The organism is Peristeroidobacter soli (assembly GCF_004138485.1).
Lineage (GTDB): Bacteria > Pseudomonadota > Gammaproteobacteria > Steroidobacterales > Steroidobacteraceae > Steroidobacter > Steroidobacter soli.
Genome location: NZ_RYEV01000003.1, coordinates 1254889 through 1279433, shown reverse-complemented (window position 1 = coordinate 1279433; position 24545 = coordinate 1254889). Strand labels below are relative to the sequence as shown.

At 62.3% G+C, this 24545-nt stretch carries 16 protein-coding genes; 2 read left to right on the top strand and 14 right to left on the bottom strand.

Going from position 1 to position 24545, the window contains the following annotated elements:
- Nucleotides 1–12: 12 nt before the first annotated feature.
- Entirely contained in the window at nucleotides 13–1467 is a 1455-nt protein-coding gene (locus tag EKO19_RS14320) for a Gfo/Idh/MocA family protein (protein ID WP_129777058.1), read from the bottom strand.
- 336 nt (nucleotides 1468–1803) lie between these two features.
- Between EKO19_RS14320 and EKO19_RS14315 the strand changes: the two genes are divergently transcribed.
- Nucleotides 1804–4872: a TonB-dependent receptor domain-containing protein gene (locus tag EKO19_RS14315; protein WP_129777057.1), complete on the top strand. Its 3069-nt coding sequence runs from the start codon at nucleotides 1804–1806 to the stop codon at nucleotides 4870–4872.
- 68 nt (nucleotides 4873–4940) lie between these two features.
- Nucleotides 4941–8702: a family 43 glycosylhydrolase gene (locus tag EKO19_RS38845; RefSeq protein ID WP_217705338.1), complete on the top strand. Its 3762-nt coding sequence runs from the start codon at nucleotides 4941–4943 to the stop codon at nucleotides 8700–8702.
- Nucleotides 8703–8872: 170 nt separating this feature from the next.
- Here the strand turns inward: EKO19_RS38845 and EKO19_RS14305 are convergent, their stop codons facing one another.
- The 13 genes from EKO19_RS14305 to EKO19_RS14245 form a co-directional block, all read right to left on the bottom strand.
- On the bottom strand, nucleotides 8873–10921 hold the full coding sequence (locus EKO19_RS14305; protein ID WP_157995258.1) for a right-handed parallel beta-helix repeat-containing protein: 2049 nt from the start codon (nucleotides 10919–10921) through the stop codon (nucleotides 8873–8875).
- A 156-nt stretch (nucleotides 10922–11077) separates the two neighbouring features.
- Nucleotides 11078–11848, bottom strand: a complete 771-nt coding sequence (locus EKO19_RS14300) for an enoyl-CoA hydratase/isomerase family protein (RefSeq protein WP_129777055.1) — start codon at nucleotides 11846–11848, stop codon at nucleotides 11078–11080.
- A 10-nt stretch (nucleotides 11849–11858) separates the two neighbouring features.
- On the bottom strand, nucleotides 11859–13004 hold the full coding sequence (locus EKO19_RS14295) for an ABC transporter substrate-binding protein (RefSeq protein WP_129777054.1): 1146 nt from the start codon (nucleotides 13002–13004) through the stop codon (nucleotides 11859–11861).
- Nucleotides 13005–13006: 2 nt separating this feature from the next.
- Entirely contained in the window at nucleotides 13007–14197 is a 1191-nt protein-coding gene (locus EKO19_RS14290) for a CaiB/BaiF CoA transferase family protein (RefSeq protein WP_129777053.1), read from the bottom strand.
- Between the two features lie 10 nt (nucleotides 14198–14207).
- Complete coding sequence (locus EKO19_RS14285) at nucleotides 14208–14960, bottom strand: SDR family NAD(P)-dependent oxidoreductase (protein WP_129777052.1); 753 nt, start codon at nucleotides 14958–14960, stop codon at nucleotides 14208–14210.
- Nucleotides 14957–16141: an aldose 1-epimerase family protein gene (locus tag EKO19_RS14280; protein WP_129777051.1), complete on the bottom strand. Its 1185-nt coding sequence runs from the start codon at nucleotides 16139–16141 to the stop codon at nucleotides 14957–14959. Before EKO19_RS14280 ends, EKO19_RS14285 begins: the two co-directional genes overlap by 4 nt.
- Nucleotides 16134–16991 (bottom strand): amidohydrolase family protein, encoded by an 858-nt coding sequence (locus EKO19_RS14275; RefSeq protein WP_129777050.1) that lies wholly within the window; start codon nucleotides 16989–16991, stop codon nucleotides 16134–16136. The genes EKO19_RS14280 and EKO19_RS14275 overlap by 8 nt, the downstream gene beginning before the upstream one ends.
- On the bottom strand, nucleotides 16991–17839 hold the full coding sequence (locus EKO19_RS14270) for a fumarylacetoacetate hydrolase family protein (RefSeq protein ID WP_129777049.1): 849 nt from the start codon (nucleotides 17837–17839) through the stop codon (nucleotides 16991–16993). Before EKO19_RS14270 ends, EKO19_RS14275 begins: the two co-directional genes overlap by 1 nt.
- A 34-nt stretch (nucleotides 17840–17873) precedes the next feature.
- Complete coding sequence (locus EKO19_RS14265) at nucleotides 17874–18239, bottom strand: L-rhamnose mutarotase (RefSeq protein ID WP_129777048.1); 366 nt, start codon at nucleotides 18237–18239, stop codon at nucleotides 17874–17876.
- Nucleotides 18236–18961 carry an SDR family oxidoreductase gene (locus EKO19_RS14260; protein ID WP_129777047.1) on the bottom strand — a complete coding sequence of 242 codons (726 nt, stop codon included), beginning with the start codon at nucleotides 18959–18961 and terminating at the stop codon, nucleotides 18236–18238. Before EKO19_RS14260 ends, EKO19_RS14265 begins: the two co-directional genes overlap by 4 nt.
- A 25-nt stretch (nucleotides 18962–18986) precedes the next feature.
- Entirely contained in the window at nucleotides 18987–20285 is a 1299-nt protein-coding gene (locus tag EKO19_RS14255) for an MFS transporter (protein ID WP_129777046.1), read from the bottom strand.
- 46 nt (nucleotides 20286–20331) lie between these two features.
- Complete coding sequence (locus EKO19_RS14250; RefSeq protein ID WP_129777045.1) at nucleotides 20332–21474, bottom strand: mandelate racemase/muconate lactonizing enzyme family protein; 1143 nt, start codon at nucleotides 21472–21474, stop codon at nucleotides 20332–20334.
- Between the two features lie 124 nt (nucleotides 21475–21598).
- A complete protein-coding gene (locus tag EKO19_RS14245; RefSeq protein ID WP_129777044.1) occupies nucleotides 21599–24352 on the bottom strand; it encodes a TonB-dependent receptor in 2754 nt (917 codons plus the stop codon).
- Between the last annotated feature and the right edge of the window lie 193 nt (nucleotides 24353–24545).

The window sequence follows — 24545 nt, the reverse complement described above, 5'->3', positions numbered from 1 at the left end:
GCCCATTTCCCATTAAGGCATCTTCACGCGCATCGGCATCGGCAAGGATGCCGTGCGACTGGGCATCGGCGCCCGATCCGGCGGCGACAGCCCCGTCACCAGCTCATCGATGCGCACCGGTTGGCCGGTCTTGAAACATTGATTGGCCGCGATGCCGATCAGAATCGAATACGCGCCGCCGCGCTGATCCGAAGCCCGCTTGTATTTGTCGGCCGGCGCATCGCCGAAAATTTCCGTCAGCATCACATCGTCGCCGCCGCCGTGACCGCCGGTTCCGGTCCAGGGCTCGATGTCGCGCGGCTCGCCTCGCAACGGAATGATTCGCGTCGTCACGCCATCATCCTTGATCTTGCCTTGGGTCTCATCGGCGCCCGCGACACCGGCCTGCTCGACGATCGAATGCTCGAGACGCCCCTTGGTGCCGTTGAACGCGATGTGATAGCCCTCCCAGGCATTGAATGCGTTGAGTGAGTAACTGAGCGTCGTGCCGGTGTCGTAGCGGACCGCGACGTTCATGGTGTCCTCGATGCTGATCTCCGGTCGCCACACGCATTGATCGCGGAAGTAACCGTCGTGCTGCTCGTTGTCGAGGTACAGCGCCTTCAAGCCGGCGTCGGCCGCGAGATCGAAATAGAACGTGCAGGCGTTTTGTTCGGGACAGGTCCGGCAGCGCTCGTGATGACTTTTCAGCCCCATGCGCCTGGCCATGGTCGGCGTGTAGAACTCCCGCTTGCCGATCGCGGTGACCGACTCCGGCTGCGCCCCCAACCACCAGTTCACCAGATCGAAATGATGCGTGGCCTTGTGAATCATCAGGCCGCCGGAGATCGCCTTGTTACTGTGCCAGCGCCGGAAATAATCCGCGCCGTGCACCGTGTTCAACAACCAGTGAAAATCCACCGACAGCACTTCGCCGATGTCGCCGTTCATCAGCATGTCTTTCACCTGGGTGCGCGGCGGTGAATATCGATAGTTGAAAGTCACCCGCAGACTCCTCCCGTTGCGCTTGCAGGCATCGAGAATGGCCTGCGCTTTCTCGGCCGTCGTCGTCATCGGTTTCTCGGTGATGACATCGCAACCGGCATCCAACGCGCGAACGATGTATTCGTTGTGAGTGGCATCCGGCGAAGTGACGATCACCGTCTGCGGTTTGGTCTCGCGGATCATCCGATCGAAATCGGCCGCGCTGTACGCCTTGGGCTTGCCCGCCCCGGTCGCGGCAATGGTCTTTACAGCAAGCGCTGCCCGGCCGGCGTTGTTATCGCTCACTCCAACCACTTCATTGGAGTCGCGAAATTTGCCCGTGATCGCGGTGGTGTACATGCGTGAGCGCGAGCCCACACCGACCACGGCAAAACGCTTTCTGGGTGGGGCCGCATAGGCGGTGCTTGCCAGCCCCAGTGCCACGGCACCCGCGGACTTGAGCACGGTGCGCCGATCGAGGCCGCCGGAATCTTGATCACTCATGCATGAAACCCCTGAAAAATAAGTATTTTGTGCTGGTCCACGAATCCGTCAACGGAGCCATCGCGAGCGCTGTCGCAGAGATATTTGTCTGCTTTATGCGCGCACTGGAGTCGATGCCCGCCGGCTGGAAATCTCATGATTGGACTCTAGCCAACTTCGATCAACTATGATAATTCTCGCTCATTGGCAGTCACGATGCCAACAAATGGTAGCGGTATCGCAGGAAGGGAGAGCTGAACCACGGTCGGCATGCGCCGGCACTATCAAAACGATTCAAAACCGCTCACGCCCAGGGCGTGCGGGCAACAACAAATTTTCTTCATAGGGGGCTATGAAATGATCGGCAGAGGCAAACATCGCCGGCGAGCGGCTGCGCTCGGCTTCGGCGTGGTATTCGCGGGTTCCACTTTTGGCGCGGCGGCACTGGCACAGGACGCGCAGCGCACGGAAGTGGAAGAGGTGCTGGTGACGGGTTCGAGAATCGCGCGCGAGGGCATCGACACCTCGACGCCGGTGAGCGTCATCAGTACGGAGGAAATAAAACTGTCCGGCGCGCCCAACGTCGAAAAGATCCTGAGCGACGCGCCTCAATTCGTGGCCTCCACCAACGGCGGCGCGACGGCAAACACGGTGCCCGGCGGCACCGCCGACGTGAATCTTCGCGGCTTCGGCGCCTCCCGCAATCTGGTCCTGGTGAACGGACGGCGATTCGCGATCTACGGTCCCGAGCAAGTCACCGACCTCAACACGATTCCGACGGCGCTGATCGCGCGTACTGAAGTCGTCACTGGCGGCTCATCCGCCGTGTACGGCTCCGACGCCATCACCGGCGTCGTCAACTTCATCATGCGCGATGACTTCGAAGGCGTCGAAGCGACCGCGCAGACGAGTTACGACAGCCCGACCACCACGCCGACTTACAACATCGATCTCACCGTCGGCGGCAACTTCGCCGAGGGTCGTGGTAACGCGGTCGTGTCGGTGAACTATCTGAATCGCGGCTCCATCACTCGTGGCGAGCGCGGCGAGTGGGCGTTCGATTCCTTATCCGACGGCTGCGTAACACCCGCCTCCGCCAGCAGAGATCATGCGGGCGTTCCTGTGTCCGTGCCCTCGGGCTCGACCTGCCGTGCCGCCGGCGGCGTGCCCGGCCTGATCGCCGGCGGCAGCGGCGATATTCCGAACGGCCGCTTTACTGGCGTGCCACTCGCGGGTTCGGCCACGTCGAATCCAGGCTTGAATGCAGCATTGGCCGCGGCGGGCCTGACCGGCATGGGCTCGCGTGGCTTCACATTCAACGACGATGGCACGGCGGTGCGCCCCGCCCTCACGCCGCAGGACGACTTCAACCTTGGCCCCGACAACTATCTGCAAGTGCCTCAAGAGCGCTGGATGGTGAATGCGTTCAGTCATTACGACTTCACCGACAAAGCCACCGGCTATCTGGAGTTCCACTTCAGTAACAACCGCGTCGACCAGCAGCTGGCACCGACCAACATCAGCGGTCCGTTCCTGTTCAACATCAACAATCCCTATCTCGCGAACATTCCGGGCATGAACGAGGTGCTGCGCCAGTTGGACCTCGCCGAAACGGGACCGACCACGGTGACCACCGGCTCCAGCTCGCGCGTCAACAATCCGAACGACGGCTTCGCCGTGATCAACGTCGGCCGGCGTCTGGTCGAAGTCGGACTGCGCGAGAACGTGTCGGATCGCAACGTCTGGCGCATGGCACTCGGCATGCGTGGGGATATCGGCGACGTCTCCGATAAGTTCCTGCGCAATCTCGCCTACGATGTTTATTACACCTTCGCGCGCACCGAAGAGACGAGCCGCCAGTCCGGCAACGTCTCTCGCAGCCGCTTCGCCACGGCTCTGCTCTCCAGCGGTGGCGCGGCACCCGTGCTCAACGTCTTCGGCCAGAACATTTCCGATGCCGCCGTGAACGCCATCGCCATCGGCGCGACGAACTCGACCGAAGCGGAGTTGCAGGTCGCGGCCGCCACGCTGTCGGGTCAGATCATCGATCTGCCGGCCGGAGCTCTGGCGTTCTCGTTGGGCGCCGAGTGGCGCTATGCGTCGTCGAAGTTCGTGCCGGATGAGTTCCTGCGCTCGGGCGACGTGGTCGGTTTCAATCCCGGCCTGCCCACCGAAGGCGATGTCACCGCGAAAGAAGTCTTCGGCGAGTTGCGCGTGCCCATCCTCAGTGGCCTGCCATTCGTCGACAGCCTCACCGCCAACGGCGGCTTCCGCCAGTCCGACTACGATCTGGAAGGCGTGGGCAAGGTGTCGACGTATCTCTATGGTCTCGACTGGCGATTGAATGAAGACGTCGCGTTCCGCGGCCAATTCCAGCACGCCATTCGTGCACCGAATGTCGCCGATCTGTACGGCGGTCTGCGTCAGAGCGTCGAACCCGCAACCGATCCCTGCTCCGACAAACAGCCCGCATCCGGCCAAACCGATGCCGTGCGCCAGCTGTGTATCGCGAGCGGTGTCCCGGCGTCGTCGGTGTTCACGGCGGGTGTGCAGCCGAACACCATCATTCCGGCGTTGTTTGGTGGCAATCCGAACGTCGGCGAAGAAGAGTCCGACACGCGCACCTTCGGTGTGGTCGTCACACCTCGCATCCTGCCGAAACTGGCGGTGACGCTGGACTACTTCGACATCACGCTCGACGGCGCGATCGCGCAGCTCGGCGGCGGCCTCAACAACACGTTGAACCTCTGCTACAACATCATTCAGAACGCCAACAGCGAGTTCTGCCAGGCCATCAACCGCAACCCGGTGACGGGCGAGATCAGCATTCCGTACTACGCCGAGATCCGGCAGGCGAATACCGGCGGGCTCGAAACCTCCGGCTATGACTTCTCGGCGCGCTACGGTTTCGATTTCGGCTTCGGCCTGTTCGGCAACGGCAGCACGCTGAACGTCAGCACGGCGTGGACCAAGACAAACGAATTCACCTCGACGCCGGTGCAGGCGTTTCCGAATGTGAAGAACCGCTGCGTCGGCTCCTACGGCACCACGTGCGGCGAGCCCATTCCGGAGTACAAGGGCGTGACTCGCTTCACCTGGACCACCGGCCCGTTGAGCCTGAGTCTGCGGCATCGATACATCGACGACGTGACCGTCGATCGTTATCTGCTGCCGCTACGCTCGGGAGCGACACCGCCGGCCTACGCCGACCTGGTCAATCCTCGCCTGAAATCACAGAACTATCTCGACTTCTCGTTCTCCTACGACTGGGGCGACAAGGTGGAATTCTTCGGCGGCGTGAACAATCTCGCCGACGACGATCCGCCGGTGGTCGGCAGCGCGCAGATTCGAGCCAACACCTGGCCGGCGACCTACGACTACAACGGTCGCACCATGTTCGTTGGCATGACAGTCCGCACGCTATGATCGAAGCGTGGCGGTGTGGCAGTCACCCCCATGCTGTCACACCGTCACAGGGATTTCCGAGAACACCAATGAAGTCGGTTGCGCTCGCGTTGGGCTTTGGTTTCTTTCTGGGCGCGGCGCTCGTCACTCCGACGAGCGTCGCAGCCGCCGATTCCCCGGCCCTCTATCGCAATCCCGTTCTGCATTCGGACTACTCGGATCCGGATGTCATTCGCGTCGACGACAGCTACTACATGGTGGCGTCGTCGTTTCATTTCTCGCCGGGTCTGCCGGTGCTGAAATCCAGGGATCTGGTGCACTGGACGCTGCTCGGTCACGTGCTGCCTCGACTCGCTTTCGATCCCAACTACGATCTGCCCGGGCCGGTGGAATTCGACGATGCCGCCGAGCGCATTCCTTTCAACACCAGGATGGGCCATCGCTACGCCGCCGGCGTGTGGGCGCCCTCCATCCGTTTCCACGAGGGGCGCTTCTATGTGTACTTCGCAACGCCCACCGAAGGCGTGTTCATGGCCAGCGCCGCACGAGCCGAAGGGCCGTGGAGCGCGCCGGTCAAAGTCATCGATGAACCCAACCTCGAAGATCCGTGCCCGCTGTGGGACGACGACGGCAACGCCTATCTGGTTCATTCGCGCGTCGGCGCGGGCCCACTGATCCTGCGACGGATATCGGCCGACGGCACCACGGTGCTCGATGCCGGCAAGGTGATCGTCGAGGACAAAGTGCGATTGCCGGTGCTCGAAGGACCGAAACTGCTCAAGCGCGACGGTTACTACTATATCTTCGCGCCGTATGGCGGTGTCGGCGAAGGGCCGCAGGCGGTGCTTCGCTCGAAGAACATCTATGGTCCTTACGACATTCGCACCGTGCTCTCCAAGGGAACGACGCATGTGCAGGCGCCCCATCAGGGCGGCTACGTCGAGACGCCGTCGGGCGAAGGCTGGTTCCTGCATTTCAACAGCACCGGCGCGTATGGGCGCATCGTTCACATGCAGCCGGTGCGCTGGGAAGACGGCTGGCCGGTGATGGGCGACCACGGTCAGCCCGTGATGTCACATCGCGTGCCGGACGCCGGCGGCTCGTTCGAGCCGGTCCGGATTCAAACGTCCGATGAGTTTTCGGATACGAAGCTCGGCGTGCAATGGGAATGGAATCACAACCCGTCCGACGCGCACTGGAGCTTGAAGCAGCGCCGTGGCCACTTGCGATTGAGGGCCATGCCCGCGACGAACTTCGTCAGTGCGCGCAACACGCTGACTCAGGTGCTGCACGGCCGGTCGTCGCAGATCACCACGCGTGTGCTGGTCGGGGAAATGCGGGAGGGTCAGAAAGCCGGGCTCGCGATGTTTGGTAAACGACCGAGCTGGATCGGACTGACGCAACAGTCCGGCAAGCGCCATCTCACCTTCTCTTACGCGGGCACGGACACGCTGGGCGATGCGATCGCGACCGACTCACTGCTTCTGCGCGTCAACGTCGACGACGAGTTCGCCCGCTATTCGTACAGCACCGACGAAGGCAAGACGTTCACGCCGTTCGGCACGCGCGCGAAATTGATGTTCAGCTGGTGGAAAGGCGCGCGGCCGGCGCTGTTCACGTTCACCTCGAACCAGGCTGGTGGCGGTATCGCGGACTTCGATTGGGTGCGCGTCGAGGACACGAGCATCGATCGGAAGGCGCTGGTCACCCGGCACAATCCCACGCTGACGAGCGTCGATCCGTCCTCTGCGTTGATGGTCGGCAACGGCAACATCGCGTTCACCGCCGACATCACGGGGCTGCAAACGTTCGATGAGCAGTACTCGCCGCTGTCGCCTTTGTTGACCCAGGCGCAGTGGGCATGGCACAGCTTTCCCAATCCAAAGCAGGTTGAGTATGAGGACAGCCTGAAGACCATCGATGTTCGCGGTCAGCCTCAGCAATATCCCTGGCTGCGCGATTGGTCGGAGGCTAAGCGGCCGGAGATTCAGTGGTTGCGGGAGAATCCGCATCGTTTCTCGCTCGGGCGCGTGTCACTGCGCCTTCTGTCCAAGGACGGCAAGCTGGTTCAGTTCTCGGATCTGAAAGCAACACGCCAGACGCTCGACTTGTGGCGCGGCCTCTTGCACAGTCACTTCGAGCTCGACGGCCAGCCCGTCGAGCTCGAGACGAGCGTTCATCCGCGGCTGGATATGCTTCAGGTGAGCATCAAGGCGCCCACGCTCAAAGCATCACAGCTTGGGGTGGAGTTGAAGTTCCCGGGCGTCGCGGCTCAGCTCAACCCGAACCCGGCGGATTGGGCGCATCCGGAGCGACATTCGACACAGGTGCTGAGCAAGAATGCCCGCGCGATATCGCTGCAGCGTCGCCTCGATGACACTCAATACTTTGTTCAGGCCGCCTGCGACGAAGAGGTGAGTTTCGATTCCGTCGGCCCGCATACGATTCGAATCCAGCCCAAGACCGGCGTTTTCAATGTCAGCGTGCTGTTCTCTTCCGAGCAGTATCAGCAGCCGCTGCCGTCCGCGTCAGTAACACGTGAGGCGGTGGCGACGCACTGGGACGCCTATTGGAACAACGGCGGCGTGATCGACTTCTCCGGCAGCACCGACTCGCGTGCCCGGGAACTCGAGCGACGCGTGGTGTTGTCTCAATATATGATGGCGCTGAACGCCGCGGGAACCTTGCCGCCGCAAGAGGAAGGTCTGTTCTCCAACAGCTGGAACGGTAAGTTCCACCTGGAAATGCATCCTTGGCATGCTGCTCACTTCGCGCAATGGGGGCGCTCTGAGCTGCTCGAACGCAGCATGCCTTGGTACCAACAACACCTGCCCCAGGCGAAGGCGCGCGCCGCCTCGCATGGCCTGAATGGCGCGTGGTGGCCGAAGATGGTCGGACCCGAGGGTCGCGAAAGCCCGAGCACCATCACGCCGTTCCTGATGTGGCAGCAGCCGCATCCGATCTTTCTCGCGGAACTGATTTACCGCGATCGGCCCAACGCACTCACCCTGGCGCAGTATCAAGAGCTCGTGTTCGAGACGGCCGATCTGCTCGCGTCCTTTGCTCACTATGACGAGAAGAGCGACCGCTACGTGCTCGGCCCGCCACTCATTCCGGCGCAGGAGGTGTTTCCGCCGCTTTCGACGTTCAATCCGACGTTCGAGCTGGAATATTTTCGCTTCGGCCTGGCGACCGCGCAGAGCTGGCGCGAGCGACTGAAGCTACCGCGCAAGCCCGAGTGGGATCGCGTGCTACAGAAACTCTCGCCGTTGCCCCAACGAGACGGCTTGTATCTCGCCGTCGAATCGTTTCCTCAGCAGTGGGAACAGGCGCGCAGTGCGCAGTGCTCGAACGGAAATACGGCGGATGAATGTTGGAATCGCGACCATCCTTCGTTTGTCGGCGCACTGGGCCTGCTGCCCGGACTGAGCGTGGATCGGGAAACCATGCGTCGCACGCTGCGCGCGGTGGAATCCAGTTGGGATCTGCGTCAGACGTGGGGATGGGACTTTCCATTGCTGGCCATGACCGCGGCGCGCCTGCACGAACCGGGCAAGGCGGTGGACTTCCTGCTGTCCAGCTCCCGAAATTTTCAGTTCGGCGTGAGCGGCATGACACCGCGCGTGCATCTGAATGAGCATGCCGCAGATCTCGTGCCGACCTCTACCGGCGCCGCCGGCGCCGATGCCGGCTATCGCCGCCTCGCCGAAACCTACTTCCCCTCTAACGGCGGACTGTTACTCGCCGTCGGGTTGATGGCTGCGGGGTGGGAGGGTGATCTCACCTACCTTCCCGGCTTTCCGAAGGACGGCTGGCGTGTACGTGCAGAGGGGTTGCAACAGCTGCCTTGAACTGACAGGTAGCGCCAGCCTGAAAGATTGGGTCTGCTGCTTTAAAGTATCCGGCAACGCCAGCGCAGAAGAGTTGCGACTACTGTCTCGAACTGATCAGGCGGCGTTTGGCGTCGAGTGATCGTTGAACCAGCTCGCATACGCGAGCTGTCGTGAGGTGGCGGCGCGCGTCAGCGCGCATCGCCGTACGCAACGACGCCCGCTTCCTTCTGAATCCCCGCGTTCTCCATCACGCGTCGCGCCTCAGCGGGCCACTTGCCACCTTTGATCAGCTGGTTGCCTTCCATCACGTTGTTGTTATACGCATCCCACAACCCGCCGACCTTACCCTCGGTGTGCCAGTTACCCACCGCCTTGTTATCCGTCGACGTGCGCAGCGGCTGATAACTTCCCACCGTGTTGATGTTCAACCACGTACCCGCGCCATCGACGACGTTGTTACGCACAGTGATGTAGCGCGAGCCCTCGTCGAGATACAGCGCGATCCGGTCGGGAATGTTGTAGAGATAGTTCTCGGCGATGAACGTATCCGGGCTGGCCGACAGGTTGTAGATCGCCCCGCCGTCGTGGAAGCGCGTCTTGATGTTATAGAGACGGTTGTACGCCACCATCACGCGCCGATGTAACGTCGGCGTGTCGTAGATCAGATTCTCGGGATGATCGTAGTGCCCGCGCTCGGCGACCCGATACACCCCATTGCCGCCGACATCGTTGATGCCCCATCCCCAGCCGATATCGATGCCGTCGTAAGGTGCATCCGAGATGTCGTTGTGAAGGATGATGGCGCTATCGACATAGGTGCTCAGGATGGCGCTGTTGTCCATGTACACCTGGCTCACCGTCTTGATCCGATTGTTGGTGATGACGATGTTTCGATTCGCCATGCGCGGGTTGGACGGGTGATGCGCGTCGCGACTGATGCCGCCCGCCAGGATCGCGCCGCCGGCGAGATCGTTGAACACGCTGCGCTTCACCTCGATACCGCGCGCGCCCAGGCCGACACCGGTGGCGTGGGCGTTGTCGTTGTTGCCGATGCCCAGGCCGATCTGTCCGAGGTGAGCGAACACCACTTGATCGAACACGACCCGCTCGGCGGCCGAGACCTGCACGGCGGCCGGAATCTGTGACCAATCGTTGCGACGAGTTTCGAACGCGCGGCAACCCCACACGCAGCTCTTGAACGCATCCTTAGGACGCCCCGGTGTCACGCCCGTGAGATACGCGCCGCTCTGCTGATCGGCATAGCCGTCGGGAGATGACGGCCCCATCCAGCTGCTGTAGGAGAACCGGATGCCCTTGAACGTGAGATCTCGAATCGGACGCTCGTAGCTGCCGCCAATGGAGACGAGATACGGCAGTCTCGGCAACTCAGCCGTCATCTGCTCGGGCGTGACGCCCGTCGCGGGCCGGTAGTACAGCTTGCCGCCCTCGGGATCGACATAGAACTGATTCGGCTGCGTCAGAAATGCCAGCGAGTTGTTGAGATACAGATGCGCCGACTCGGCACCGACCGGAGCATTGAGCGTGTCATAGCCCCACGTGTTGTTGTCCCACGCCGGCTGCTGCATGAGGAGCTTCCGACCGGCGATGCTCTTCACTGGCGAGAGCCGGCTGGTGAAGAAACCCGTCGCCTGCACCTCGATGCGATGCTGAGCCGGCAGGCTCGCGAGGTAGTCGTACTGCGGATCGTTGATCGTCATGCCCTCGGCATCGAACTCGATGACCGAGCGCGGGACCTCGATGGACGCAGGCTTGGCGAGTCGATTGTTCACCCACAGCTGGCGCGTGTCCGTACCGGCCGGCACGTCGGCGACGTAGATCTGACGAGCGGCATCGGAGATTTTCCATCCCGTCACGGGGAAGGAGCCTGCGATCACTGGCGACGCGTTCGGTGCCGCCTGCCAGGTGACGTTGTTGCCATCCTGTCCGCCGTCGGCCGGCGCGAAGTGCAATGGATCGCTGATTCGATAGATGCCGTCGGCGAGCAACACGACGACATTTGCATTCGAGTTGACCGAGCGAACGGCCAGCTGAGCTCGCGTCAGCGTTTTGAACGGACGATTCGCGGAGCCGTCGGCGGCGTCATCGCCTTGCGGCGAGACGGAGAACGTGACTGTCTCGACATCTCGCTGATTGTCGGGAACGGAGACGCTGAAGCCTGCGATCGGCCAAAGGCACAAAGCCACGGCCGTGCCGCGCGCCATTTCGAACAAAGTCATACTCGTCCCCCGAAACAAAACCTGACCCACGGTGCACGCCGCGTACGGATTCAAACGCGGCATGCGATAACCGTGCTGTCGGAGCATCCGTCGCACGATGCCTCTGCTACGCCGGATGGTCGCGACAAACGCGGCAACTCATTGGATATCTGCCACTCAGCGCCGCTGAAACACCGGCGCCCGCTTTTCTTTGAACGCCGCTCGCCCCTCGGCGGCATCCGCCGTGGCGAAACAAATCGTCTGCAAGTCGCGCTCGTACTCCATCGCCTTCTCCAGCGGCATCGAGCACGCAGCGCGCAGATTCAACTTGGCGGTCTCGGCCGCGATGGGCGCGCGGCTGGCGATCGTCTCGGCAATCGCGCGGGCACGTGGCATCAACTCTTCCTGCTCGACCAGCTCGCTGATCAATCCCCACGCCAGCGCCTTCTCGGCATCGATAGGATCGCCCGTCATCAGCATCAGCGCCGTGTTCGACAGGCCGATGCTCTTCGAAAGAAACGCAGCCATACCGCCACCGCCAATCCATCCCAGCTTGATCTCCGGCGCTGCGAATCGCGCATTCTTCGAAGCGATGCGAATATCACAAGACAGCGCGGTTTCGAGACCGCCGCCGAATGCATAGCCGTTGACTGCCGCGATGCTCGGCTTCAGCAGGCGATGAATGGCGTCGCAGTAGTCCGCACGATTGCGGAAATCCCAAGGCGTCGCGTAGGTGTCGAGCTCCGCGATATCGGAGCCCGCGCAAAAGGACTTCGGCCCCGCGCCGGTCACGATGACGCAGCGGATCTGATCGTTACGATTGCACTCTTCCGCCGCAGCCACGATGGCCTTGGACATTTCCGGCGTGGCGGCGTTGAGCTTCTCGGGTCGATTCAGCGTAATCGTTGCAACGTGGCCCTGCACATCGAACAGAATCTTATCGGTCATGACCATGTCCTCAAGCAGCGGCCGCGCGGAACGAGGCGCCGTATGCGTCTTGAATGTCGCTCAGCACCGCACGATGCGACCGTCGCTCCACCAGACCGTCGCGAAGCAACTGCGAGCAGCGAGTCTGGAACGCAATGGCCCCATTGAAGCGAGGCCGTACGTATGCTTTTTCCAGCGTCTCGGCGGTGTGCTCGTAGAAGTTATTCCAACGCTCGTTCACGGCGGCGTTGTGCCACGACGAGCGACGGCTCGGCTGACCGTCGTGCGACGGAATGAACTCACTCTGCGCGACTTCCGAAAGCAACCATCGCAAGTGGTTCAACAGTTCGGGCGAGGGTTTGCAGCGGGTGGAGATGCCAATGCCGGTGCCGCCGAGTGTCGAGCCTGGCCGGCCGCCCGCCGCCCACCGTGGCGCGTTGGTAAACGAGATCGAAGACGCGTCGGGCACGGTCGTGCTCGCGTAGTTCACGTACCCATAGATCAGCGGACACAACCCTACGTCTTGCGACTGCGCCATGTGCGCCAGGATGCCGATGGGATTCAGCGCCCACACGATCGATGGACTGCGACTCGCCAGCCGGGCCATCACATCCAGCACCGCCAGACCCGTCGTCTCCGAAACAAACACCGCCGGATCGCGATGGGCCGGCGACTCACCAAACGCCGTCGCGATGGACTGAAAACTCAACGCGGCATGCGGCCCGGCGATCGACAAGGCGACCGGCACGCGCGCCGACAACGCGATGACCTCATCCCACGTCACCGGCACCTCACCACCAATCAGATCGGCGCGGTACGCCATCACCTGGGTGGCGGCATCCAAAGGCAGCGCCCAGTGCTGCCCTTCATATTTATAGCTGCTCAGACACGGCCCGATCGTGTCCGCCTCCAGCGCCGCAATCTCCTCGGCGGTAAACAGCGATTCCAGCGGCTGCAGACATTCCGACGCCACCGCCTCACCGACATGCGGATGATCCAGCACCACCAGATCATATCGAGCACACAGATCCGCGATCGGATGGGCCTCGAAACCCTCCAGCGGCTGCTTCTGCCAGGCCAGCGTGAACCGGTCCCGACTCGCATCGAGTCGGGCGGCAGCGGCCGCCAGCGCGTTATAACCGCGAGGGTGATCCCAAGTCAGACCGAGATACTGCATGCTCAGTCCTGCTTCACGACACCGGCACTGATCAAGCTGCTGATCTTCTCCGGCGCGAAGCCCGCCTCCTTCAAGATCGCACTCGTATGCTCACCAGTCTGCGGCGCGCCGCGCGAGATGCTCGACGGGGTCTTGCTGAACTTGATCGGAAAGCCCGGCACTTTGACGTGGCCCTCAGTGGGATGGTCGTACTCGACGAACGTGCCGTTGTGCGCGATCTGCGGATCCTTCACCACATCCTCGTAGCCATACACGGGACCCGCCCAGATATCGTTCTTCAGGAACAGCTCGATCCACTCCTGCGACTTGCGCGCCACCAGTCGTTCACGCGTGCGAGCGAAGATCTGGTCGCGATAGGTCCAGCTGTCTTTCTCTTCATCGACCATGTCCGCGAAGCTCGGCTCGCCGATCAACTCACCCAGCTTCTTCAGATTCGCGAACGCCATGACGATGTAACCATCGGCGGTCGCGAACACGCCGTACGGCGCGCGGATATAGCTGTGAGCATGCGGCTCAGCGGAGCGCACTTGCGGCTTCTTGCCGACCGTGAACACGGACATCTCCTGCATCTGGATGGCGACGATGGCATCCAGCATGTTGACCTGCACGAGCTGGCCTTCGCCGGTGCGCTCACGATGTAACAGCGCGGCCAATGTTCCTTCGAAAGCGGTATAAGCCGTGACGGCGTCGGCAAGATATTGGCCGGCTGGCGTCGGCGGCTCGCCGGCACGGCCGGCGGACAGCATCGCGCCCGACATGCCTTGCAGCAGCAGGTCCTGGCCCGGGCGGTCGACGTAAGGACCGGTCTCGCCGTAGCCCGAAATCGACACATAGATGAGCCGCGGATTGATCTTGCTCAGCGTCTCGTAATCCACGCCCAATCGCTTGGCGACGCCGGGACGATAGTTCTGAATGAACACATCCGCCGTCTTCACCAGCTCCAGCAACACCTGCTTGCCTTCCGCCGCCTTCAAATCGACCGCCAGCGAGCGTTTGTTCCGATTCAGCGAAAGAAAGGAAACATTGATGCGATTGCCGGTTGCACCGCCGGCCGCGCGGAAGCGCTGCCACTCACCGGCGACCGGCTCGACCTTGATCACATCGGCGCCGAGATCGCCGAGCCGTTGCGCGGCGAACGGTCCCGCCATGGCGATCGAACAATCCAGCACCCGATACCCTTTGAGCACGCTCATCTGTAGTTCCTTAGTGCATCACCCAGCCGCCGTCGACGTTCAACGTCTGGCCGGTGATGAAGCCCGCCTCGTCGGAGGCGAGAAAAGCCAATGCATTTGCGATATCGAGCGCCGTGCCACGACGCTTGACGGCCTGTCGCTCCAGCACGAAGCGCGTATAGCCTTCCGGATCCGGATGGATCTTTTCCGCGTCGGTTGGGAAGGCGCCGGGGGCGATTGCGTTCACGGTCACGCCGTACTCGCCAAACTCGCGCGCCCATGCGCGGGTGAGACCGACCAATGCGGCCTTCGATGCAACGTACGGCGAGAGCAGCGCCCAGCCGCCGTAGAACGTGACGCTGCTGACATTGATGATGCGGCCCCATTGCTTCGCGCGCATGCCAGGCAGCGCGACTTGCACCGCGACGATGCCGGCATCGACGTTCACGCGCTGAACCGCCTGATGTTCCTCGACGGTGAATTGCTCGAACGGCTTGGCGGGATAGATGGCGGCGTTGTTGATGACAACGTCATAGCCACCGACGCTCTTCGCCATCGCTTCGATATCGGAACGAAACGCCGCAAGGTTGCCGAGATTCGAGCGCAGCACTTTCAAGCGCGAGCGCGACGCAGGCGAAACCGCTGCTTCGAGCGCCGCGATTTTCTCGGCGTTGTTGTCGACGGCCACGACCGTGGCGCCGCGATCGAGAAACGCGACCGTCGTCGCCAGGCCCAGGCCGCCGGCCGCACCGGTATAGAGAATGGTCTTGCCGGAGATGCTCATGCCGTCCGCCCCGCGATCTTCCGATACTCACCCGACGGCTGCGGATAGTCCTCGCTCGGCTGCTCAGCAATCGCGCGAATGCGCTTTTCCGCGGCGCCAATGGCAGCCGCGCCATCGAGCACCTTGAATTCCGTGTCATAGCGACGCTCATCGCCATGCTCCAGCCAGATCATCTCTTCACGTTGACGCGCGAACTGCTTGCCGAGCACATGATGCGTCGAGGGCTCGATGCCGAGCGCGTACTGCCCCGCCTGCAGGTTCTGCCACTCGTATTGACAAGGAAACTGATCCTTGCGCGTCTCGACCTGGAATCCAAATCCGATTGCATCGTTCACGAGCGCGACCGGCACATTGCCCGCGGCATCCGCGGCCATCTCGTGCTGCCACACCTGCTCGTGAAAGCCCAACTGCGGCTTCGGCAGCTGTCGATAACCAACGCCCTGCGTGAGATATTTCTCACCCGCATGCGCTGCCCACACGACATCGCGGATCGGCGCGAGATACCGCGAGCCTTCGGCGAGCACCGGATGACCCACATTGATGTGGTAGCAAAACATGTGCGGCGTGCGATAGAAGCCATGATTCACGACGCGATCGATCAGACGGATCTCATCCGATCCGACCTTGGCCTCGATGCGACGAATCAGATGCAGATCCTCGCCGAACACCGCGGACTGCTGCACGACGCCTTCACACCACAACGTGCATTCATCGCCATCCCAACGCTCACCGTAGCCCGTGAGCCGGGCCGGGATCGTGCCGATGCGACCGTGCAGCGATGACTTCACCGACGTGCGCGGGCCATAGATGTACTGACTCGCATCGTCGTCATCCATGAACAGGATGTGATCCAGACCGCACGTCACGATCAATCCCGAGAACGAGCGCAGCCACGACAGTCCGCCCTCGCCTTCATATTCATGCAAGCCGGGATGACGGAAGCCCGTCGGCGAATGCCAGCCGATGGCGCGGCCTTTGTGCTCGCACTCGGCGATATCGAGTGCGCGATCGACGAGCACGGTGAAACGCAGGCCGGTGCCGGTGCGGAACTCGAGCATGCGAATGCCGCGCTCGACGCCATCCGACAGCTCCATCAACCGCACGCCAGCGAACTGCGACAGCGTGCCGGCATGCGCGGACACGTCGCGTCGAGAGCTGGAACGTCCGTAGAGTTCAACCATGATTGCCCCTCGCCGGCAGGCCGTAAACCCGGGCTGCGGTCTTGCCCCAGATCCATTCCCGATCCGCCGCCGACAATCGCGACGCCCAGCGCTCGATGATGTCGACCACCTCGGCGTACTCGGAGACCAGCAGACACACCGGCCAGTCGGAACCAAACATCAGTCGCTGTGGCCCGAACATCTCCAGCGCGACATCCAGATAGTCGCGCAGATGAGCCGCGTCGAACTTGCCGGCGGCATCATTCGCTTCGGTCACGAGCCCCGACAATTTGCACACGACATGCGGAAGCGAAGCGACCGGCGCGAGATCCCGCAGCCACGAATCGATCTGGCGATGGCGAACATCCGGTTTGCCGAGATGATCCAGCACCAGCCAATGCTTATCGCTCTGGCGCGTAAACGATGTAATCGCAGGAAACTGATCCGCGGAAATCAGCAGCTCGTAAATCATCTTGCGGCTTTGAATCAGCGCGACGCCCCGCTGAAACTCCGCGCTCGACACCAGCGCGCCGGCATTGGGATCGCCTTGAAGCACGTGACGGAAGCCGATGAGCTTCCTCTGCGAGGCCCAGCGCTCCAGCCGTCGCGCCAGCTGTTCATCGCACAGATCCACCCAACCGATGACACCCGCGATCCAGGGATAGCGAACCGCGAGGTCCAGCAGGAAATCCGTCTCCGGCTCGCTCATGCGTGCCTGCACGGCGACACAGCTGTCGATGCGCGCCCGATCCAGCAGCGGACGCACGTCGTCCGGCAGGCGGTCGCGTTTCAGCACCTGCATATCGGCGCTCATCCACGGATACTCCCGGGGATCGAAGCGCCAGAAATGAATGTGCGAATCAACGCGCATCAGGCACCGTAAGCCTTCACGAGCTGGCGCTGCTCGCCGAGCTTGTCGATGCCGAGTCGCACGACATTGCCGGGACGCAGATACACCGGCGGCTTGAAGCCCAGGCCAACGCCCGCGGGCGTGCCGGTGGAAATCACGTCGCCGGACTGCAGGCTCATCATGTTGCTGAGATAGCTGATGATGCGCGGGATGCGGAAGATCATGTTCGAGCTGTTGCCGTTCTGATAACGCTTGCCGTCCACTTCCAGCCACATGCCGAGCGTGTGCGGATCGGGCACTTCGTCTTTGGTGACCAGCCACGGACCGGTCGGGCCGAACGTATCGCAGCCTTTGCCCTTGTCCCACGTGCCGCCGCGCTCCAGCTGATACTCACGCTCGGAGACATCGTTGATCACGCAGTAGCCGGCGACATGCGAGAGCGCGTCGGCTTCCTCGATGTAGCGACCGCCCTTGCCGATGACGACGCCCAACTCGACCTCCCAGTCGGTCTTCTGCGAGCCGCGCGGGATTTCGATGTCATCGTTCGGGCCGACGACGGCGCTGGTCCACTTGCCAAACACTACAGGCTCGCCCGGGATCGGCAGATTCGATTCGGCGGCATGATCGGAGAAATTCAAGCCGATGCAGATGAACTTGCCGATGCGGCCCACGCATGCACCGAGCCGCACGTTGCCGTCGACGACAGGCAGCTTCGAGGTGTCGAGCGATGCGAGCTTGTCGAGGCCGGCGGGCGTCAATGTGTCGCCGGCGATATCGGCGACGACTCCGCTCAAGTCGCGGATCTTGCCCGTGGCATCCAGCAGTCCTGGTTTTTCCTGGCCCGGCAGGCCATAGCGAAGCAATTTCATAGGCTTCCTCGATATAAAAACAAAACGGGCTCGCTCAGGGCTGGGTGGCGAGGGAGTAGATACGCTCCAGCTGCTGCCATTTGCCCGCGTTCACGCCGGGTTTCGCAAAAGGCAACGCTTGCTGAAGCGTGTCCATCAATTGATTCCACGCCTGGACGTCGGCATTGGCCGCATCCGCGCGTTCCTTCGCTTCCGGCGAATAGCGCGCATCGACATCCATGATCATGAACAGCCGATTGCCGATCAGATAAATCTCGAGCACGGCGATGCCGGCGTCACGCAGCGAACGCGTCACCCCCGCTGGCGGTCCGCCCGGCGCGTGCCAACGCTTGTAACTGGCGATGACCTCGGGATCGTCCCGAAGGTCGACCGCGAAGCACGTTCGCCGCGTCGTGGTCATGCGGTCCAGCCACCGTCGATGGTATGCGTCTGACCGGTGACGAACTTGGATTCGTCGCTGGCCAGGTACAGCGCAAACATCGCGATCTCTTCGGCCGTGCCCAACCGGCCCATGGGCTGACGGGCGATGAACGCCTTGTGCGCGGCTTCGTAATCACCGGTTGCCTGCATGCGCTGATGCAGAGACGGCGTATCGACCGTGCCCGGGCAAATGGCGTTACAGCGAATGCCGCGCGAGATGTAATCCACCGCGACGGACTTGGTGAGGCCGATGATCGCCGCCTTCGTCGCGCTGTATGCAAAACGATTCGGTACCGCCTTGTAGCCCGCGATCGAGGACATGTTGATGATGGAGCCACCGCCGGCGTCCAGCATCTTCGGCAGAAACGCGCGAATGATTCGATACATCGACGTCACGTTCAGATCGACGGACGTGTTCCACGCGCTGTCATCGCACTCGAGAATGGTGCCGGCGTGCACGATGCCCGCGCAATTGAAGATCACATCGATCGCGCCGAGCTCGGCCGCAAGCGCATTGATGGCATCCGCGGACCGCACGTCGAGCCGACGCGTCTCGACGCCTTTCAGCTCGGACAACTTGCCCGCATCGATATCGGTGGCGATGACGCGAGCGCCTTCGCGAGCGAACAGCTCGGCGGTGGCGCGACCGATGCCTTGAGCGGCGGCGGTCACGAGAGCGGTTTTGTTTGCGAGCCTCGACATGAAACGATCTCCGAACGGGCTGCGCTCAGCGCACGGACTTGATGGGCAGCACGAAGAATGAGCCGGCGAACACGAACAGCATCGCCGAGATGAACAGCCACTGATAATTGTTGCCGGACAGGTTCAGCAACCACGCACACCAGACCGGGCTCAGAATCTGCGGCACGTTGACCGCGCTGGTGAGAATGCCGAGGTCCTTGCCGGTGGACTCGCTGCCCCCGCCGCTCAGCGACTTTGGCAACACCTGCGTCATCAGCGCCATGTCCACCGACATGAACGCGCCGTAGCCGATGCCCATCAGCGCCGCGTACCACAGCATGCCGGGCACGGTGTCTAACACCAGCGGCACGGTGAGCGCGACCCCCATGATCAGACTGGAAAGAAAGACCAGCGGCTTGCGACGGCCGATGGCGTCGGACAACAAACCGGACCCGAGTCCCGCGATCACCAGCGCGATGAACGTGACCGTCGACAAGGTCGCAATCATGCGATTCGCGTTGTCGAGGGACAGGCCGATGTAGTCCTGCAAGATATAAAGCAGATACGTGACGATGCCCTGGTAGCCCATGTAGATGGCGAAGCGCCCGCAGAACGCCCAGGCGAAATCGGGATGCTGACGCGGGCTGATCCAGAAGCTCTTGAAGAACGCGCCGAGCTGCATCGAGCTCGGTGCCGCGCCGTGGTAGCGCGGCTCGGGATTCAAGAGCACGAACGCCACGCAGCTCACCGCGATGGCGACGGCAAATATCAGATACGCGAGCGTCAGCGTCGATGCCATGTAGCCCGCGACCACGATGCCGATCGTGCCACCCGCCGTCATGCCCGCGCCGACGAAGCCCGACACCGTACCGCGTTCCTTTTCAGGAAATCGATCGGCGACGATGGTGGTCAGCGCGGCTTGCATTGAATTCAGCGCGACCGTCGCGCCCACCCAGAAGAACGTGATGGACCACAGCTGCCGCATCTGCGAAGCCGCGAACAAACATAGCGCGCCGGCCACCGCGCCGATCGCGATCCAGGGAGTGCGTCGCCCCCAGCGACTGCGCGTCCGATCGGACAGAGCGCCGGCAATCGGCGTCGTCAACGTGCTGAAGATGGACGTGACCGCGAACACGATCGCCAGATCGCGCGCCTTGTTCGCGGGATCGATGGCCTGGATCTGATTCGGCAGCAGCACCGAAAGCACGGCGCAGTACAGCGCCAGCAGGATGAAGAACACCGTCGTCAGCGAGCCCAGCAACAACCAGCGGCGCGAGCCGCTGACATGGGCAGCGTCCGCCGGATGGGTGGCATCGGAAAGGCGACCTGACAACACGGAGCTCATCTTAGCTGGCTGGTTATGAATGCTTCCAGTTACAAACGCGCGACGCTCACCCCACGTGTTGCAGACGCTGCTGGGGCGGCACATGCCCCAGTTCGGCGCGGGCCAACACGTCCGGCCGACGCCAGGTGCGACGGGCCAGCTCGCTGAGGACCAGTCCATGGCCGGGCTGTGTCGAGCCCCAGATCCGGCCATCGCGAATCTCGTACGGCTGCTCGACCAGATGTTCGAAGTTCTGGAACGAATACTCAACCCACTCCACGCCCGGCAACGCCAGCGCCATGTTCACACCCAACTCCAGGAATGTATTGCCCATGGTGATGCGCGCGCCCATGTCGGCCGCAAGCCAGCCGATGCGCATCACGTCGGTCACATGGCCGTGCACGTTGAGCAGATCGGACACCCGCGCCTCGAGCAGCTTGCGCTTGCTGGACACGTCGAGATATTCGCCGGCGTTCAACAGCGTCGGACCGCACTGGTCCTGAATGAGCTTCAGGCCGGCGAAGTCGTCGCGCAGGATGGGATCTTCCACCCAGTAGATGTCGTGCCCGGCTTTCTGCATCGTGAGCAGGTTGCAAATCGCCTGCTTCGGCTGCCAGGCCTCGTTGGCGTCGATCATGATCAACGCGTCCTTGCGCACGACCTTCTTCAGCAACGCGAGCCGATGCAGGTCGCGCTCGAAGTCCGGATGGCCGACCTTGATCTTGAATGCCTTGAAGCCTTGCGCGTCCGCCTGCGCAAACAGCTTCTGGAACTCGTCATCGGACAGATGAAAGTCGAGGCCGCTCGCGTAAGCCTGCACGTCGCGCCGCTCGGCGCCGAGCAGCTCCCACAACGGCAGCTTCACGGACTTCGCAAAGAGATCCCACACCGCGTGCTGAAGCGCTTCCTCGAAAGGCAGGGTCAGCTTGCGAATGTTGCCGCCGCGCGGGCGACGCACAGCGTGCGCGACGCCCTCGACTTTTCGACCCTGCAGCTTCGGCCAGACTTCCTCGCGAAACACCCGATCGATCTCGGCTTCGGCCGGCAGCGGATGAAACAACGACTGCACGAAGCCAAGACCGGTCTCGCCGCGCTCGCCGATCAGCTCCAGCGTCGCCAGGTGCACGTCGTCGGCGCGCACCTGACTGTCGCCGATGACGCGATCCCGGGCGAACTGAAAGCGGGTGATACGGAAGTCGACAATATTCATCTCTTGTCCTATCTATGATCGAAAGCGGCCGAGGCCCTTTCGATGGCGCCCGGCAAGAGGCGTGACTCTTGCCGGGCTCATCTATGATCGAAAGCGGCCGAGGCCCTTTCGATGGCGCCCGGCATCAGAACGTGGTCCGCACGCCGAGGATGTAGCGGCGGCCGGTGGTGCGGTATTCCTTGGTGCGATCCGCGGTGGTCGAGTAGATGAACTCTTTCTCGTCGTTCAGATTGATGCCTTCCAGGGACACGGTGATGGCATCCGTGACCTTGAAGCCGAAGCTGGCGTCGAGCTGGCCGTAGTCGTCGAAATATTCCGGATCGCCGTTGCGACCGCTCGCCACCTGCAGGAAGTTCTCGCGATAGGTATAAGCGAGTCGCGCCTGGATCCGATCCTTCTCGTAGAAGCCGACGAAGTTATAGGAGTTGCGCGACAGGCCCTGCAGGCCGAACGACGCACCCGACACCACGTTGGTGTACGAAGCATCGCTCTCCACATAGGTGTAGTTCGCCTGCACGCCGAAGCCATCGAACGGCGCCGGCAGCATGTCGAACACCTGCTGATAACCGAACTCCAGGCCCTTCACCTTGGCGCCCTTGCCGTTGGCCGGCTGCGTGACCTGGAACACCACCTGATCGACCAGCTGCGGCGTGGTCGCATCGGCGACGAACGACTCGATGTCCTTGTAGAACGCCGCGCCCGACAACACGCTCAGGTCGGCGAAGTACCACTCGAGGCCCACTTCGAACTGCTTGGCGCGGAACGGATCGAGATCCGGATTGCCGCGGTTGATGGTCTCGTTACCGGGGTTGCTGAGAATGGTCTGTGCCGGCGACAGATCCGACAGCGTCGGACGCGTCATCACTTTGGACGCCGAGAAGCGCGCCACGAGATCGTCGGTCAGATCGAGCTTGACGTTCAGCGACGGCAGGAAATCATGGTACTTGCCGTCGAAGCTGATCGGCACCACCGGCGACAGGGTGATGATGTTCTGGCCCAGGCCGTTCGGCACGGCGCTGATCAGGGTCTGCGCGGCGCCGGAGGACGTGAACTCGGTGCCCTCGTAACGAAGGCCGGCGTTGATCGAGTAAGGCATGCTGCCGAGCTCGCCTTTGAACTCCACCATGAAGTACGCGAGGTTCACGTCTTCGCTGACCACCGAGCTCTGCGCCGGGTCGAACGTCGGATCGACGTAACCCACCCAACCTGCAGCGACCTGCGCCGGCGTCGGAACGTAGTTACGCAACGCACTCACGAGTGCGCGCGGATCGTAGTCCACCCAATCGCGAATGGCGTTGCCACTGTGCGAGGAGAAGAAATTCATGTTGGTCGGGCGGAAGATGTTCGAGGGCATGGGCACGTACACGCCGCCACCGCAGAACGCACACTGCGAGGAGAACGGCATGCTGATGGTCTCGATGGTCTTGTCGCGCTCTTCGCGGCCGATGCCGCCGTACAGCGCGATGCCGGTGCCGGCATCCCACGAACCATCCAGACGGAATTCCTTGGTCTCGTCCTTGTAGTCCGAGCCGCCGTCGTTCTCGTAGTGCGCACCGATGTTATTCACATCGGTCGCGGCGTTGGGGTAGTTCGGATTGGAGAACGTGTAGTCGTAGATCGGGCTGCCGTTGCGACGATCGAATTCCATCGTCATGCCGGTGCGGCGGATGGTGGAGAAATAGTTGTCTTCTTTACCTTCGCGCGTGGCTTCGGAGGCGGACGCGTCGAACGCGAGTCGGAAGTCGCCAGGCGTCCACTCGATGTTGTAACCGATGAGCTTGGTCTCGGTGAGGCGCGGCGCGCGGGTCACGATCTGATCGACGAAGCCGTTCTCGATCTTCTGATACACGGCCTTGTTGCCTTCGACCACCTGCTCCACCAGCGTGCCGCCGCTGAAGTCATACGCCAGGCCCGTGCTGTGATCCATCTGATCGAGCTTGGAATAGAAACCGTCCAGGCTCATGGTCACTTCGTCGGCGGGCTTGTATTGAACCGTCAGATTCACGCCGGTGCGCTCGCGCTCGCTGAGCACGAAGAACGGCGACAGGTTCGAGGGCATGTCGACGTTGCTGAACGGCGCGACGTTCGGGCCGGTGCGGTTGTAGAAGTAATCGGTCGGCAGCACGCTGCCGCGCTTCACGTGGCCGGCGCCGATGGTGAACTCGTCGTCACGCAGATCGCGCTTCTCGTAAGAGGCGACCAGTGCCACGCCGAAGTCGCCGGCGTCGTTGTGGAAACTCAGCAGACCCGACGCGGACGGACCGAAGTCGTCGGCGAGGTCGTTATAAATCGTGCGCAGCTGACCGCCGGCCGAGAAGCCATCGCCTTCCAGCGGCCGCACCGTCCTGATGTCCACGGTCGCGCCGATGCTGGCGCCGTTCAAGTTGGCCTGCGGGCTCTTATAAACATTGGCGCCGGAGATCAGCTCGGAGGGCAACACGTCGAAGCTGAATTCGCGACCGACGTTTTCCGTGGCGAGCGTGCGACCGTTCAACGTGACGACGTTGAACTGCGGACCGAGGCCGCGCACGGAGATGAACTGACCGTCGCCGCGATTGCGCTCGATGGTCACGCCGTTGATACGTTGCAGGGACTCGGCGACGTTCTGATCCGGCAGCTTGCCCAGATCTTCGGTGGCGATGGCATCGACCGAGCCGATAGCCGTGCGCTTGATCTCCACCGACTGCTGCAAGCTGCTGCGCAGACCGGTGACCACGACTTCCTCGAGCCCGCCTTCGGAGCCGCCGGTGTTCTGGGCGGCAGGTTCGGCCGCGGGCGCTGCCTCTTGGGCGAACGCTCCATGGGCCAGGGCCAGCGAAGCCGCCGGGATCAACGAAGAGAAGTACGGACGAAAGCGTCGTTTGTGCGCGTGTGCCATTGCCATCCCCCAGACTGCGATACGGTTGTCGCGTATTAATATCGCGAACTCACTGACTGATATATTACATAGACGAAATAAGATTTCAATAGCATCATCTGCGCAGTCAACCGCGAGGGGAGCGGTCATTCCAAGTCCTGGCCGCGCCAGGAAATTTGCACCGGCGGGCCGTGTTGCCAGCCGGCGCGAAAAA